The organism is Dechloromonas denitrificans, from assembly GCF_020510685.1.
GTDB classification, from domain to species: Bacteria; Pseudomonadota; Gammaproteobacteria; order Burkholderiales; family Rhodocyclaceae; genus Azonexus; species Azonexus denitrificans_A.
Genome location: NZ_CP075185.1, coordinates 552,061 through 565,921 on the forward strand (window position 1 = coordinate 552,061; position 13,861 = coordinate 565,921).

The 13,861-nt window shown below is 63.4% G+C and carries 11 protein-coding genes, 1 tRNA gene and 1 pseudogene; 3 read left to right on the plus strand and 10 right to left on the minus strand.

Features of this window, described 5'->3' with window-relative positions:
- Positions 1-67 precede the first annotated feature (67 nt).
- Positions 68-631 carry a YceI family protein gene (locus tag KI611_RS02770; protein WP_226418308.1) on the minus strand — a complete coding sequence of 188 codons (564 nt, stop codon included), beginning with the start codon at positions 629-631 and terminating at the stop codon, positions 68-70.
- Between the two features lie 108 nt (positions 632-739).
- Here KI611_RS02770 and KI611_RS02775 point away from each other — a divergent pair.
- Positions 740-2,281: pseudogene (locus tag KI611_RS02775) on the plus strand (polyamine aminopropyltransferase); the annotation flags it as partial.
- Here KI611_RS02775 and KI611_RS02780 read toward each other — a convergent pair.
- The 9 genes from KI611_RS02780 to KI611_RS02820 form a co-directional block, all read right to left on the minus strand.
- Complete coding sequence (locus KI611_RS02780; RefSeq protein WP_226418310.1) at positions 2,271-4,025, minus strand: putative bifunctional diguanylate cyclase/phosphodiesterase; 1,755 nt, start codon at positions 4,023-4,025, stop codon at positions 2,271-2,273. The pseudogene KI611_RS02775 and the gene KI611_RS02780 sit on opposite strands and share 11 nt — an antisense overlap.
- 43 nt (positions 4,026-4,068) lie before the next feature.
- Positions 4,069-5,160, minus strand: coding sequence for a redox-regulated ATPase YchF (gene ychF, locus KI611_RS02785; protein WP_226418311.1), 1,092 nt, complete (start codon positions 5,158-5,160; stop codon positions 4,069-4,071).
- A gap of 11 nt (positions 5,161-5,171) precedes the next feature.
- Entirely contained in the window at positions 5,172-5,750 is a 579-nt protein-coding gene (pth, locus tag KI611_RS02790; protein ID WP_226418312.1) for an aminoacyl-tRNA hydrolase, read from the minus strand.
- A gap of 69 nt (positions 5,751-5,819) precedes the next feature.
- Positions 5,820-6,425: a 50S ribosomal protein L25/general stress protein Ctc gene (locus tag KI611_RS02795; protein WP_226418313.1), complete on the minus strand. Its 606-nt coding sequence runs from the start codon at positions 6,423-6,425 to the stop codon at positions 5,820-5,822.
- A gap of 124 nt (positions 6,426-6,549) precedes the next feature.
- Positions 6,550-7,500: a ribose-phosphate pyrophosphokinase gene (locus KI611_RS02800; protein ID WP_226418314.1), complete on the minus strand. Its 951-nt coding sequence runs from the start codon at positions 7,498-7,500 to the stop codon at positions 6,550-6,552.
- Positions 7,501-7,589: 89 nt separating this feature from the next.
- Positions 7,590-7,666, minus strand: a tRNA-Gln gene (locus tag KI611_RS02805).
- Positions 7,667-7,740: 74 nt separating this feature from the next.
- Complete coding sequence (gene ispE / locus KI611_RS02810; protein ID WP_413464000.1) at positions 7,741-8,604, minus strand: 4-(cytidine 5'-diphospho)-2-C-methyl-D-erythritol kinase; 864 nt, start codon at positions 8,602-8,604, stop codon at positions 7,741-7,743.
- Positions 8,586-9,158 carry a lipoprotein insertase outer membrane protein LolB gene (lolB, locus tag KI611_RS02815; RefSeq protein ID WP_226418316.1) on the minus strand — a complete coding sequence of 191 codons (573 nt, stop codon included), beginning with the start codon at positions 9,156-9,158 and terminating at the stop codon, positions 8,586-8,588. The genes ispE and lolB overlap by 19 nt, the downstream gene beginning before the upstream one ends.
- Positions 9,155-10,870, minus strand: coding sequence for a tetratricopeptide repeat protein (locus KI611_RS02820; RefSeq protein WP_226418317.1), 1,716 nt, complete (start codon positions 10,868-10,870; stop codon positions 9,155-9,157). The genes lolB and KI611_RS02820 overlap by 4 nt, the downstream gene beginning before the upstream one ends.
- Before the next feature lie 88 nt (positions 10,871-10,958).
- On the opposite strand from KI611_RS02820, the gene mutM reads away from it, so the two are divergent.
- Together mutM and KI611_RS02830 are read left to right on the plus strand one after the other, a co-directional pair.
- Entirely contained in the window at positions 10,959-11,792 is an 834-nt protein-coding gene (gene mutM, locus KI611_RS02825) for a bifunctional DNA-formamidopyrimidine glycosylase/DNA-(apurinic or apyrimidinic site) lyase (RefSeq protein ID WP_226418318.1), read from the plus strand.
- A gap of 66 nt (positions 11,793-11,858) precedes the next feature.
- Positions 11,859-13,808, plus strand: coding sequence for a dynamin family protein (locus KI611_RS02830; protein WP_226418319.1), 1,950 nt, complete (start codon positions 11,859-11,861; stop codon positions 13,806-13,808).
- Positions 13,809-13,861: the final 53 nt, after the last annotated feature.

Sequence of the window (13,861 nt, forward strand, 5' to 3'; positions counted from 1 at the left end):
AGAAACAGGCCGACGCCACATGACTTTAACGCACCGCCGCAGTTCCCGGCCGGCGGCCGCGCCGGGGTCACGGCAGATAGGCTTCGACCTGGATGCGCAGGCGGATCTGGTCGCCGATGAACGGGATGCTGTTCTGCAGGCCGAAATCGGAACGGCGCAGGCTGCCCTGGGCATCGGCGCCGCAGCCGCGCTTGCGGCTGACCAGATTGAGGCCGCATTTGAAGCGGGTGATATCGAGGCGCAGCGGCTTGATCGTGCCGAGCATGACCAGCATCCCTTCGACGGCAACCGGTTGGTCCTGCTCGAAGACGAAGTGCTGGCCGCGGAACAGGATGTCGGGGAAATCGTGGACGTTGAACCACGACTCGCCGCGCAGCACGTCGTCACGCAGGGCAAAGCCGGTGTCGAGCGAGGCGGCGTCGATGCGGATGTCGATATTGCCGCTGCGCGCCTCGAGGTCGAACTGGACGGTGCCCGAGGTGCGGTTGAACTGGCCGCGCTGGGTGGAAAAGCCGAGGTGATCGACCTCGAAGCTGGCATAGGTGTGGCTGGGGTCGATGGTGTAGTCGGCCGCCAGCGTCGGTAGCGCCAGACTGGCGAGCAGGATGGGAAGAAGGGCTTTGAAGGGCATGGTCGACGCTCGAAAAAGGACAAAGCCACGCGCTGTCCACGCTCTTACTGACCGCGCCCGGCGCCCGGCGTTCCCGAATGCAGGCAAAATGGCGAACATTCCGCCCGCCGCTCATCGTTCCCCGCCATGCGTCACGCCCTGCTCTTCTCCGTTTTCGTCATCGCCTCCTGCGGTCTGGCCTATGAACTGATCGCCGGCGCGCTGTCGTCCTATCTGCTCGGCGATTCGGTGACGCAGTTTTCGACGGTGATCGGCACCTACCTGTTCGCCATGGGCGCCGGCTCGTGGCTGTCGAAATACATTACCCGCGACCTGATTGGCCGCTTCATCCAGATCGAGCTGATGGTCGGCCTGCTCGGCGGCTTTTCGGCGATTGCGCTGTTCCTGGTGTTCACCTGGCTGGGCGGGCCGTTCAAGCTGATCCTCTATCTCGTGGTGTTCGGTGTTGGCGTGCTGGTCGGTCTGGAAATCCCGCTGGTCATGCGCATCCTGAAGCGCGAGCTGGCCTTCAAGGATTTGGTGTCGCAAGTGCTGACTTTCGATTACCTCGGGGCGCTGGCGGTTTCCATCCTGTTTCCGTTGGTCCTCGCGCCGCAGCTCGGCATGGTCCGTACCGGCTTGCTGTTCGGTTTGCTCAACGTCGCCGTGGCGCTTTGGGCGCTGCAGCTCTTTCGCGATCAACTGCCGGCCCGGCGCTGGCTGGCGGTCCAGAGCTGGGCCGTGTTTGCCACGCTGGTCGGCGGTTTTGCCGGGGCCGGGCAGCTGACGACGCTGGCCGAGGCGCATGTTTACGCCGACGAGATCGTGCACGCCGAAACGACGCCTTACCAGCGCATTGTGGTCACCCGCTGGCGCGACGACTTGCGGCTGTTCCTCAACAACAACCTGCAGTTCTCGTCGCACGACGAATATCGCTATCACGAAGCGCTGGTCCATCCCGGGCTGGCCAGCCTGCCCGGGGCGCGGCGGGTGCTGGTGCTGGGCGGCGGCGACGGGCTGGCGGTGCGCGAAATCCTCAAGTACCCGAACGTCGCGTCGGTGACGCTGGTCGATCTCGATCCGGCGATGACCTCACTGTTCTCGACGGCGCCGGCTTTGGTCGCGCTGAATGGCGGGGCGCTCAAGTCGGAACGGGTGACGGTGGTCAATGCCGACGCGCTGCAGTGGCTGGAGGAGAGCCGCGAATATTTCGACTTCATCGTCGTCGATTTTCCCGACCCGGCCAATTTCGCCCTCGGCAAGCTCTACACTTCGGCCTTCTACCGGCTGCTGGAAAAGCGGTTATCGGCCCGCGGCCTGATCGTCGTCCAATCGACCTCGCCGCTCTATGCCCGGCAATCCTTCTGGTGCGTGGTGACGACGCTCGAGGACGTCGGCTTGCAGACGGCGCCGTATCACGCGCTGGTGCCGTCCTTTGGGGAATGGGGCTTCATCATCGCCGGCCGCCAGCCGTTCTCGCTTGCCGCCCCGGACGACTTTCGGCGCGCTCTGCCGGGCGGCGGAAAAACCCGCTTCCTGACGGCGGAAACGCTGCCCGACCTGTTCCGCTTTCCGGCCGACATGGGGCGCGTACCGGCCGAGGTCAACCGCTTGAACAATCAGGTGCTTGTGCGCTACTTCGAAGCCGAGTGGCGCAAGGTCATTCGCTGATGGCGGGCTGCGCCTGGATGTAGGCGACGATCTCGGCGAAAGGCAGGGCCTTGCTGTACAGGAAGCCTTGCAGGCAGTCGCAGCCGAGGCGGATCAGGAAATCCCGCTGGGCCTCGGTTTCGACGCCTTCGGCAACCAGCTCCATGTCCAGGTTGTGGCCCAGCGCGATGATCGCGGCGCAGATGGCGGCATCGCTGGCGTCGGTCTCGATGTCGCTGACGAAGGAGCGGTCAAGTTTCAGGCGCTTGATCGGCAGGTGCTTCAGATAGGCCAGTGAGGAGTAGCCGGTGCCGAAATCGTCGATGGCGAGCTTGATGCCCATCGCGTCGAGCTGGTCGAGGATGGACAGCGTCACTTCCGGATTCTGCATCGCCGTGCTTTCGGTGACTTCCAGCTCGATGTCGGCGGGGGCCAGGTCGTAACAGGTGAGGGCGCCGCGCACCAGCAACAGCAGGTTCTCGTGGCGCAATTGCTGGGCCGAGATGTTGATGGCCACTCGCACGTCTTCGATGCCGAGCGTTTTCATCTGGCGGATCTGGCGACAGGTTTCCCAGATCACCCAGTCGCCGAGCGGCTGAATCAGGCCGGTGTCTTCGGCAATGGCGATGAAGCGCATCGGCGAAACCGTGCCGAAGATCGGATTGGTCCACCGCAGCAGAGCTTCAAGGCCGCTCACCCGGCCGCTCGTCGCATCGATCTGCGGCTGGAAATGCACGGCAAACTCGCAGTTGTCCGGCGAGATCGATGAGATCGCCTGGCGCAGCGCATTTTCCATCTGCAGCCGTTGGCCGGCCGCTTCGTTCATCCGGGCGGTGTAGAACTGGTGGTTGTTGCGGCCGGCATTCTTGGCGTGATACATCGCCGCGTCGGCGTTGCGCAGCAAGGTGTTGGCATCCTGGCCGTCGCCCGGGAACAGGCTGATGCCGATGCTCGGCGTGGCGTACAGCACATGGTCGGCAATCTGGTAATACTCGGCCAGTCCGCTCTGGACCTTGCCGGCAACGCGGGCCGCAGTCAGCGGACCGTCGATTTCCGGCAGGACCACGACGAATTCGTCGCCGCCCAGCCGGGCCACCAGGTCGCTGGCCCGGACACAGCCGCGCAGGCGCTTCGCCACTTCCTGCAGCAGTTCGTCGCCGATGTGATGGCCCAGCGTGTCGTTGATGTTCTTGAAATTGTCGAGATCGATCAGCATCAAGGCCAGCTGCCGGGCCTCGCGCTTGCCGACGCGCAGGGCATGGGTGAGCTGCGCGTCGAGCGCCAGGCGGTTGGGCAGGTGGGTCAGCGGGTCGTGGTAGGCCAGCTGGGCCAGGCGGTCGGCCGTTTCTTTGTTGGCGCTGATGTCGGTGAAGTTGGCGACATGGTTTTCGATCTTGCCGGCAGTGTCGCGGATCAGCGAAATGGACAGCCATTTCGGGTAGGTCGTGCCGTCCTTGCGCTTGTCCCAGATTTCACCTTCCCAGTGGTCATGCTGGTTCAGGGCGTGCCACATCCGGGCGTAAAAATCGGGGCCGACGTTCCCGGAGGCGAGGAGGCGCGGATTTTTGCCGGCCACGTCGTCAAGCGAGTAGCCGGTCAGCTGGGTGAACGCGGCATTGACCGCGACGATCCGGTTGTCGCGGTCGGTAATCAGCACGGCTTCGCGGTTCTGCTCGAAAGCACGGAGCAGCACCGCCCGGGACAGCTGCGCGCTGCCGGCCGGGGAATCCGGCGAAACCTCGGTGTCCACCCCGGTTTCGCTCATTCAGGCGGGTTGTTCAAACACGGATGCTCGCCGCGCCGCGTGCTTAGACGTTGAACAGGAAGTTGAGGACGTCGCCGTCCTTGACGACGTATTCCTTGCCTTCGGCGCGCATCTTGCCCGCTTCCTTGGCGCCGGCTTCGCCCTTGTAGGCGATGAAGTCGTCGAAGGCGATGGTCTGGGCGCGGATGAAGCCGCGTTCGAAATCGGTGTGGATGACCCCGGCCGCCTGCGGCGCGGTGTCGCCCTGGTGAATGGTCCAGGCGCGCACTTCCTTGACGCCAGCAGTGAAATAGGTGGCCAGGCCGAGCAGCTTGTAGCCGGCGTGGATCAGCCGGTCGAGGCCGGGTTCTTCGAGGCCGAGGTCGGCCAGGAACATCTGCTTTTCTTCCTCGTCGAGATCGGCGATCTCGGCTTCGATGGCGGCACAGACCGAGACGACTTCGGCCTTTTCGGCGGCGGCATGGGCGCGCACGGCGTCGAGCAGCGGGTTGTTCTCGAAACCGTTCTCGGCGACGTTGGCGACGTAGAGCACCGGCTTGGCGGTGATCAGGCAGAAGGGCTTCAACAGCGCCAGTTCTTCCTTGGAGAAGTCGAGGGCGCGGACGGCCTTGGCCTGGTCGAGCTGGGCAAAGCATTTTTCCAGCACGGCGACCAGGATCTTGGCTTCCTTGTCGCCCGAACTGGCCGGGCGGCGGTAGCGGTTGAGCGCCTTTTCGACGGTGGCCATGTCGGCCAGCGCCAGTTCGGTATCGATCACTTCGATATCGCGGATCGGATCGACGCCGCCGGAAACGTGGATCACGTTGTCGTCGGCAAAGCAGCGCACGACATGCACGACGGCATCGGTTTCGCGGATGTTGGCGAGGAACTGGTTGCCCAGGCCTTCACCCTTGGAAGCACCGGCCACCAGGCCGGCGATGTCGACGAACTCGACGATCGCGTACTGCATGCGCTGCGGCTTGACGATCTCGGCCAGCTGGGCCATCCGCTTGTCCGGCACTTCGACGATGCCGACGTTCGGCTCGATGGTGCAGAAGGGGTAGTTTTCCGCCGCGATGCCTGATTTGGTCAAGGCGTTGAAGAGGGTGGATTTGCCGACGTTGGGCAGGCCGACGATGCCGCATTTGAGAGACATGGATTTTTTCCTTAGACGGCTTTGCCGTGCAACTGTTGTTGAGCGCCGGCGAAGTCTCCGGCGGCGATTTTGGGCCAGGCCAGCAGGCTGCGGGCGAGGGCGTGTTCGATATCCGGCAGTTCGTCCTGGCGCGGCTGATGCAGCACGAAATCGACCACCTGCTGCACCAGACCGAGCGTGCGCGGATGGCCGATGCCGAGGCGCAGGCGCCAGAAATCGGGGGTGCCGAGTTTGGCCTGAATATCCTTCAGGCCGTTGTGACCGCCGTTGCCACCGCCCTGCTTGAGGCGGATGCCGCCGGGTGGCAGGTCGAGTTCGTCATGGATGACGAGAATCTCGGCGGCCGGAATCTTGTAGAAATTGGCCAGTGCCGCGACGGCCTGGCCGGAGCGGTTCATGAAGGTGGTCGGCTGCAATAGCCAGAGCTCGTCAGCGCGGGCTGCCTTGCCGAAGAACTTGGCTTGCGGGACGAGCGAAACCTTCAGCTTGTCGGCCAACTGGTCGACAAACCAGAACCCGGCGTTGTGTCGGGTCGCTGCGTATTCCGGGCCCGGGTTGCCGAGGCCGACGATCAGGCGAGGAGGGTTCATGGTAATAAGTGCGAAAAGGCCGCCGGCGGCAAAATGCCAGCGGCGGCCAGTGCAGCGGAGGGGCCGAAATTACTCGGCGGCAGCTTCGCCTTCAGCGGCTTCGGCAGAACCACCCTTGCCGACGATACCGACGACAACGGAGTCATCGGTGGTGTGCTGGACGAGCTTGACGCCCTTCGGCAGCTTCAGCTGGGACAGGTGAATGGTGTCGCCGATCTTCAGTGCGCTGAGGTCGACTTCGATGAACTCGGGCAGATCCTTGGCCAGGCAGCTGATGTCGATTTCGGTCATGACGTGGTTGACCAGGCCGCCGGTGAGCTTGATGCCCGGGGCGACTTCTTCGTTCACGAAGTGCAGCGGCACCTTGATGTGCAGTTCGTGGGTAGCGTCAACACGCAGGAAGTCAACGTGCAGAACCAGCGGGCGGTAGGCGTGCATCTGGTAGTCACGCAGCAGAACCGGTTCCTTCTTGCCGTCAACGACGAGGTTCACGATGCTGGAGTGGAAGGCTTCCTTCTTCAGCTTCAACAGCAGGTCGTTGTGCGGTACTTCGATGGCTTGCGGGGCAGCTTCGCCACCGTAAACGATGCCCGGCACCATGGCAGCACGGCGCAGGCGGCGGCTCGCACCCGTTCCCTGCAGCGTACGCGCTTGCGCGATCAGTTCAAAAGTCATTGTGATACTCCAGTAAGTTTCCCGAACCGCGACCAGATCGGGAAGGGTTTAAAAACAGTTATTAGTCGGTAGTTGTTAGTCATCAGCGAATTCTTGCTAGCGACTAACGACTCGGTGCTAGCGACTAATCGATAAACAGTGATGAAACCGAGTCGTCGTTGCTGATCCGGCGAATGGTTTCGGCCATGATTTCAGCAACCGAAAGCTGGCGGATGCGCGGTGAGGCGGCAGCATCGTCACGCAGCGGGATGGTGTCGGTGACGACCAGGGCATCGAGGTCGGAGCTGTTGACCCGCTCGATGGCCGGGCCGGACAGGACCGGATGCGTACAGTAGGCAACGACCTGCTTGGCGCCGCGCGCCTTCAGTGCGGAAGCTGCCTTGCACAGCGTGCCGGCGGTATCGACCATGTCGTCCATGATGATGCAGGTGCGGCCGTCGACTTCGCCGATGATGTTCATTACTTCGGAAACGTTGGCCTTCGGCCGGCGCTTGTCGATGATCGCCAGATCGCATTCGAGGCGCTTGGCCAGCGAACGGGCGCGGACGACGCCGCCATGGTCGGGCGAAACGACCAGCGGGTTTTCGTAATTCTGCTTGCGGATATCGTCGAGCAGGATCGGCAGGGCGTAGATGTTGTCGACCGGAATGTCGAAGAAGCCCTGGATCTGTTCGGCGTGGAGGTCCATGGTCAGGACGCGGTCGACGCCGGAAGCGACCAGCATATTAGCGACCAGCTTGGCGGCGATCGGCACGCGCGACGAACGCGAGCGGCGATCCTGGCGGGCATAACCGAAGTACGGGATGGCGGCGGTGATGCGGCCGGCCGAGGCGCGCTTCAGCGCATCGACCATGACCAGCAGTTCCATCAGGTTGTCGTTGGTCGGCGCACAGGTGGATTGCAGCACGAAGATGTCACGACCGCGGACGTGTTCCTGCAGTTCGACACTGACTTCGCCATCCGAGAAACGACCAACGTTGGCGCGCCCAAGATCAACATTGAGTTCGGCTGCGACATTGACCGCCAGTTTCGGATTGGCATTGCCGGTAAAGACCATCAGGCTGTTATAGGCCATTCTCACCTTGCTCCTGCACTCCATGTTGGACGCACATTTCGCCCGCCACAATGAAAATCGGGCAGGCTTGTGACCTGCCCGAAGGAAACTGGCTGGGGAAGAAGGATTCGAACCTTCGAATGCCGGAATCAAAATCCGGTGCCTTGACCAACTTGGCGACTCCCCAGCGGGTCGTTCACACGGGTTCACGTTAGAACGAGGCGCGGATATTACACAAGCAGTTTGCCGCCGTCTACTCTTTTATGAAAAATTGGCTAATGGGTGGGCCGCCAGTCCGTCCGCCACCCAGCCGCTCATCCCCCCCGGCAGCAGCGCGAGAACCCGTTCCGCCTGGTCGCGGCGGGCAAAGCCGGCAAAGACGCAGGCGCCGGAGCCGGTCATCATCGCATCCGGGGCATGTTGCTTGAGCCAGGCCAGGTGTTCGGCGACCTGCGGAAAGCGGGCGCAGGCGACCGCTTCGAGATCGTTATGGCCATCGCCATGCCGCCAGCTGTCCACAGCGATGCCTGGCGTGTCGCGGCGCAGTTCCGGTGCGCCAAAAATTGCCGCGGTCGGGACGTTGACTGCCGGATGGAGCACCAGATAGCTGGCTGGCGGCAGCTCAACGTCGGTAAACGCTTCGCCGACGCCCTCGGCGAAGGTGTTCCGGCCGTGGATGAAGACCGGTACGTCGGCGCCCAGGCTCAACCCGAGCTTTTCCAGTGTTGGCCGAGCGAGGCCGGTTTGCCATAAATGGTTGAGGGCGAGCAGCACGGTGGCCGCGTCGGAGCTGCCGCCGCCCAGACCGCCGCCCATTGGCAGTTGTTTGTCGAGATGGAGGGTGGCGCCTTGGCGACATCCGGTGGCCTGCTGCAGCAGGCGGGCGGCGCGCACGGTCAGGTCGCTGTCCGGCGGTACGCCGGGGATCGGTGTGGCGAGGACGATGTCGCCATCGTTGCGCGGCGTGAAACGCAATTGGTCGGCGCGGTCGATGAAGCGGAATACGGTCTGCAGCAGGTGATAGCCGTCGGCGCGGCGCCCGACGATGTGCAAAAAGAGGTTCAGTTTGGCCGGGGCGGGCCAACTGCTGTCCCAGGTCCAGTGGGTCACGGGTTTTCTTTCCATTCTTCGATACGCAGCCGCAATTCGATCTCGCCGTCGCGGGACAGCGTCAGGCGGGCGGGTAGGGCGGTCGGCGCCTCGTCGTCGTAGGCGTAGTCGATTTGCCAGCCGGCTTCGCGCAGGCGGGCCGGGCGGTTGTAGCTGTCCTTGCTGATCTCGGCTGTGCCGTCCGAGCGTCCGAGCAGCCAGGCGGGCAGGCGGGTGATCGGCAGGCGCTGGCCGGTGACTTCTTCCATCAGGCCGTCGGCGTCCGGTGATTCGTGGACTTCGCCATTGGCGGTGCGCAGGCGGGACAGCGTCGGTGTCGTGTCGATTTCGGCGACGCCGTAACCCAGCGGGTTGGCGACGAGCACGCGGTCGCCGCCATTCCGGTGCTCCCAGGACAGGCGGCCGCCGGAACTTTGCGCAGCCTGATCGGGCAGCGTGATGCGCAGCGCGAAGCGCGCTTCCAGTGCGAATTCGCGGATCTGTTCGCGGCCTGGCAAGGCGGCGGGCGGCACGCTGGCGCAGCCGGCGAGCAGGCAGCCGGCGAGCAGGACAACGAAACGCAGACTCAAGGGGCGAGCTTCTTGACGGCGCCGGCCAGAACTTCATTGTCCGGGTGTTGCCGGATGGCGTCCTTGAGGAGTCGCCGGGCATCGTCCTTGCGCTCCAGCGTCCACAGCACTTCGCCGAGGTGGGCGGCGATTTCCGGGTCGGACTTGATGGCGTAGGCCTTTTCCAGCGTCTTCAAGGCTTCGGCGAGATTGCCCTGGCGGAACTGCACCCAGCCCAGGCTATCCATGATGAAGGGGTCGTCCGGCATCTGGGCCAGGGCCCGGGTAATCAGTTTCAGTGCTTCGGGCAAGCGGATGTTGCGCTCCGCCCACGAGTAGCCGAGGGCGTTCAGGGCGTGGGCATGATCCGGCTGCAGCGCCAGCAAATGCTTGAGGTGGGTTTCGAGGATTTCCGGTTTGCCCAGGCGTTCGCCGGTCAGCGCGGCTTCATAGAGCAATTCGGGATTGTCCGGCTGGCTGGTCAGCCCGGATTCGAGGACGATGTAAGCATCGTTCAGCCGTCCCGCCTCGCGCAGCAATTGCGCTTCGGCGAGAACCAGTTGGGCGCGCTCGGCGTTGGTGCCGCCGCGCGTGTTGTGCAACAGCTCGCGGGCTTCCTCGGGTTTGCCTTGCTGCAAAAGGATCAGGGCGGCGCGCGAGCGGGCGTTGATGTATTGGTCGCCGGCGGTGACCTGGCGGAAATGCTCGAGCGCGGTTTCCGGCTTTTTCTGTTCCTGCTCGAGCTGGCCGAGGAAGAAATGGATGGTGCTCTTGTCCGGAAAATCGGTTTTCAGCAGCTTTTCCAGCTGGGCGCGGCCGGTCTCGGCATCTCCCTGTTGCAGGGCGAGCATGGCGACCGGGTAGATCACGTCGGGGTTGTCCGGGTAGTCCTTGATCAGGCGGTCGAAGTGCTTGCGCGACTCGTCATAGCGCTTTTCGTTGATCAGCAGGCGGGCCAGTGCCAGGCGGGCATCGCGGGCCGTCGGGTAGCGCTCGACGAAGTCGTTCAGGCTGCCGATGGCGGTCTGGTTTGACTGGCGGGCTTGCAGCTGGGCCCGGGCCAGGGCGGCGGTTTCCCAGTCGGGACGCAATTGCAGGGCTTTCTCCGACTCGCCCAGGGCGCGCAGGTTGTCGCCGGCATTGGCGGCCGCCTGGGCCATCGCGAAGTGGGCTTCCGGCAGGCCGTCGTAAGGGGTGGCGACGCGGTCGACCAGTGTTTGCACGGCTTTCTTGTCGGCGTGCCGGGCGAGCATGCGGTTGAGGTGGAGCAGGTTGTTGGCGAGGTTGGCCTTGTCCTGTTCGAGCAGGCTGGCCAGTTGCGGCGCCAGTTCGTCGAGGCGGTTGGCCATGACGAGCAGCGAGGATTGCGTTTGCTTGGCTTTGCTCGAGTCGGGTTCGACTTCGAGCCAGAGCCGCGACAACTCGAGGGCGCGATCATACTGGCGGGCAAAGCCGGCGACTTCGGTGGCGCGGGCGAGAACCTTCGGGTCGCGGGTGCGCACGGCCAGATCGGCCCACGCCTCGACCCCGATATTGATGTCGCCGCGTTGCAGCGCGAACTCGCCGAGCAGCGACTGGAAAACCGTGCGGGCCAGGATGTTCTCCGAGGAACGCCGCGCGTTGTCCCGCTGACTGCTTGATTTCGTCACGGCGTCGCCGGCCGCCAGGCTGAATCCGCCATGGGTCAGACCCAGGGCAATGGTGAGGGCGGCAGCAATGAACTTCGGATGCATGGTCGGCTTTCGGTCGTGGTTGCGTATTGGAACGCATAAAATCGCATAAGTTTGCGATGGTATTTGGGTTTGGGTGGAGGAACAAGCAATGCCGGAATTGCCGGAGGTGGAAGTTTGTCGGCGCGGCCTGGTGCCGGAGCTGGAAGGTCGGATTATCGAGGGGGTGGTGATCAGGGCGCCGAAGTTGCGCCATGTTATTCCGCGCGAACTGCTGGCGTTGTTGCCGGGCTGCCGCATCCTGGCCATCCGGCGGCGCGGCAAGTACCTGCTGATCGATTGCCGGAAGGCCGATGTCGAAGGCTGCCTGATCATCCATCTCGGAATGTCGGGCAATTTGCGCTTTGTGCCGGGCGATCGGCTGCCGGCCAAGCATGACCATTTCGACCTGGTCCTGCCCGGCCAGATCCTGCGCTTTTCCGATCCGCGCCGCTTCGGTGTCGTGCTGTGGCAACCCGGTCCGCCGGAAACGGCCGAGCAACATCCCTTGCTGGCGACCCAGGGCATCGAGCCACTGTCCGACGCGTTCACCGCCGACTGGCTCTACACGGCGGGGGCGCGGCGTAGCGGGCCGATCAAGCCGCTGTTGATGGATAGCCATCTGGTGGTCGGGATCGGCAATATCTACGCTTCGGAAAGCCTGTTCCGGGCCGGGATTTCGCCGGTGCGAGCAGCCAACCGGATCAGCCGGGCGCGCTATGCGCAGCTCACCTCGGCGATTCGCCAAACCCTGTCGGACGCCATTGCCGCGGGCGGCAGCAGCATTCGCGATTACGTCCACAGCGATGGCGAATCCGGTTGGTTCCAGATCCAGGCCGGCGTCTATGACCGGAGCGGGCAAGCCTGTCTGCGTTGTGGCGGGGTGATCCGGCAAATCCGTCAGGCCGGCCGGAGTACCTACTACTGCCCCTCGTGCCAACATTAAAATGGGGGTCCAAGCCCCTGTTTTTATGCTAAATTGGAAGTTCCGTACGTATTCATGGTGCATGCTATGTCGCTCGCCAACCAATTTGCTGCCTACACTGCCTGGCGCTCCCGTCTGTCGACCAACATCGGCGAGTTTCAGGACTGGTTGTCCCAGAACGAGTTGTCCGACGCCCAGACCGATCTGCGGCTCGCCCAGTTGCTTGAGCGCTTGCGCGAGGACCGCCTGAATGTGGCTTTCGTCGCCGAGTTCTCGCGCGGCAAGTCGGAACTGATTAACGCGATCTTCTTTGCCGAGTACGGCAGCCGGATGTTGCCTTCCTCGGCCGGCCGCACCACGATGTGTCCGACCGAATTGCTCTTCGACGGCAGCAAGCAGCCCTGCATCGAGTTGCTGCCGATCCAGACGCGCGCCTCGAATTCCAGCGTTTCCGAGTACAAGCGCTTTCCCGATGAATGGACCGTCGTCGGCCTCGATATCGAATCGCCCGACGCGATGCAGGATTCGCTCCGCCATGTCAGCGAAACCAGTCGCGTCACGCCGGAAGAAGCGGCTCGCCTCGGCTTCGAAGTCGGGCAGGGCGAAATTGAGCTTTACCGGGTGGGTGATGATGGTCTGGTTGAAGTGCCGCGCTGGCGCCATGCCGTCATCAATTTTCCGCACCCGCTGCTCAAGCAGGGGCTGGTCATTCTCGATACGCCGGGCCTCAATGCGATTGGCGCCGAACCCGAATTGACGCTGTCGCTGTTGCCCAACGCCCATGCCGTGCTGTTCATCCTGGCGGCCGATACCGGCGTAACCCAGTCCGATCTGGCGATCTGGAAGGAACATATCTGCGGCGGCGGCACCGCCCGGCGCGGCCGCATGGTGGTCATGAACAAGATCGATGGCCAGTGGGACGAACTGAAGACGGACGAGGAAATCGACGCCGAAATCCAGCGTCAGGTCGACACCAGCGCCAGCATCCTCGATTTGCCGGCCAGCCAGATATTCCCTGTCTCCGCCCAGAAGGGCCTGGTGGCCAAGATCAACGGTGACGACGCGCTGCTCGAAAAAAGCCGCCTGCCGCTGCTCGAGTTGGCCCTCTCCGAGGAACTGATCCCGGCCAAGCGCGACATCGTCTGCGACAACACCGACAGCGAATTCGGCGAAGTCAGCCGTCGTGTGCGCGGCCTGCTCGAATCGCGCCTCGTCGGCCTGCGCGAACAACTGACCGAACTGACCGAACTGCGCGGCAAGAACAAGGGCGTCGTCGAATACATGATGGGCAAGGTGCGGGCCGAGAAAGATGAATTCGAATCCGGCCTGCAACGCTATTACGCCGTGCGTAGCGTCTTTTCGACCCTGACCAACCGGCTGTTCGCCCACCTTGGCCTCGATGTGCTGCGTCAACTGACGCAAGATACGCGTGAGGCGATGCTCGAGGCGGCCTTCTCGAAGACCCTGTCGGACTCGATGGGGAATTTCTTTGGCCGCTCACGCGAGGCGCTGGTCAGGTCGAACGACGAGATCAACGAAATCCTGGCGATGATGGCCGCGGTCTACAAGCGTTTTGCCGTCGAGCACGGGCTCAAGCTCGGTGCGCCAACATCCTTCTCGCTGCTCCGTTACGAGAAGGAGATCGATCGCCTGGAGGCCTGGTGCGACGGGCATCTGAATACCATGGTCAGCCTGCTGACGCACGACAAGCGGAACATCACGCAGAAGTTCTTCGAGGAAGTGGCGGTGCAGGTGCGGCGCGCCTTCGAGCACGCTAACAAGGATGCCGAAACCTGGCTGGGGGCGATCATGGCGCCGATGGAAACGCAGGTTCGCGAGCACCAGATTCAGCTCAAGCGTCGCCTCGAAAGCATCAAGCGCATCCACCAGGCGACCGATACGCTGGAAGACCGGATTGTCGAACTGGAGAGCGTCGAAAAGAACCTGTTGCTGCAGATTCAGTCACTGGAAGATATCGCCGGGCGCATTCGTGAAATGCTGCTGCCGCTCGATATTCAGGAGCTGCAGGCGGCCTGAACGGGAATTGCCGCGGTGCGGCAGGCAACAAAAAGCCCGCGAAAAATTCGCGG

What these genes read in the sequence shown, in the direction of transcription:
- KI611_RS02770 (WP_226418308.1), bottom strand. Translation starts at nt 631, where the DNA reads ATGCCCTTCAAAGCCCTTCTTCCCATCCTGCTCGCCAGTCTGGCGCTA.
- ychF (WP_226418311.1), bottom strand. Translation starts at nt 5,160, where the DNA reads ATGTCTCTCAAATGCGGCATCGTCGGCCTGCCCAACGTCGGCAAATCC.
- pth (WP_226418312.1), bottom strand. Translation starts at nt 5,750, where the DNA reads ATGAACCCTCCTCGCCTGATCGTCGGCCTCGGCAACCCGGGCCCGGAA.
- KI611_RS02820 (WP_226418317.1), bottom strand. Translation starts at nt 10,870, where the DNA reads ATGCATCCGAAGTTCATTGCTGCCGCCCTCACCATTGCCCTGGGTCTG.
- KI611_RS02795 (WP_226418313.1), bottom strand. Translation starts at nt 6,425, where the DNA reads ATGACTTTTGAACTGATCGCGCAAGCGCGTACGCTGCAGGGAACGGGT.
- KI611_RS02780 (WP_226418310.1), bottom strand. Translation starts at nt 4,025, where the DNA reads ATGAGCGAAACCGGGGTGGACACCGAGGTTTCGCCGGATTCCCCGGCC.
- KI611_RS02830 (WP_226418319.1), top strand. Translation starts at nt 11,859, where the DNA reads ATGTCGCTCGCCAACCAATTTGCTGCCTACACTGCCTGGCGCTCCCGT.
- KI611_RS02800 (WP_226418314.1), bottom strand. Translation starts at nt 7,500, where the DNA reads ATGGCCTATAACAGCCTGATGGTCTTTACCGGCAATGCCAATCCGAAA.
- ispE (WP_413464000.1), bottom strand. Translation starts at nt 8,604, where the DNA reads ATGGAAAGAAAACCCGTGACCCACTGGACCTGGGACAGCAGTTGGCCC.
- mutM (WP_226418318.1), top strand. Translation starts at nt 10,959, where the DNA reads ATGCCGGAATTGCCGGAGGTGGAAGTTTGTCGGCGCGGCCTGGTGCCG.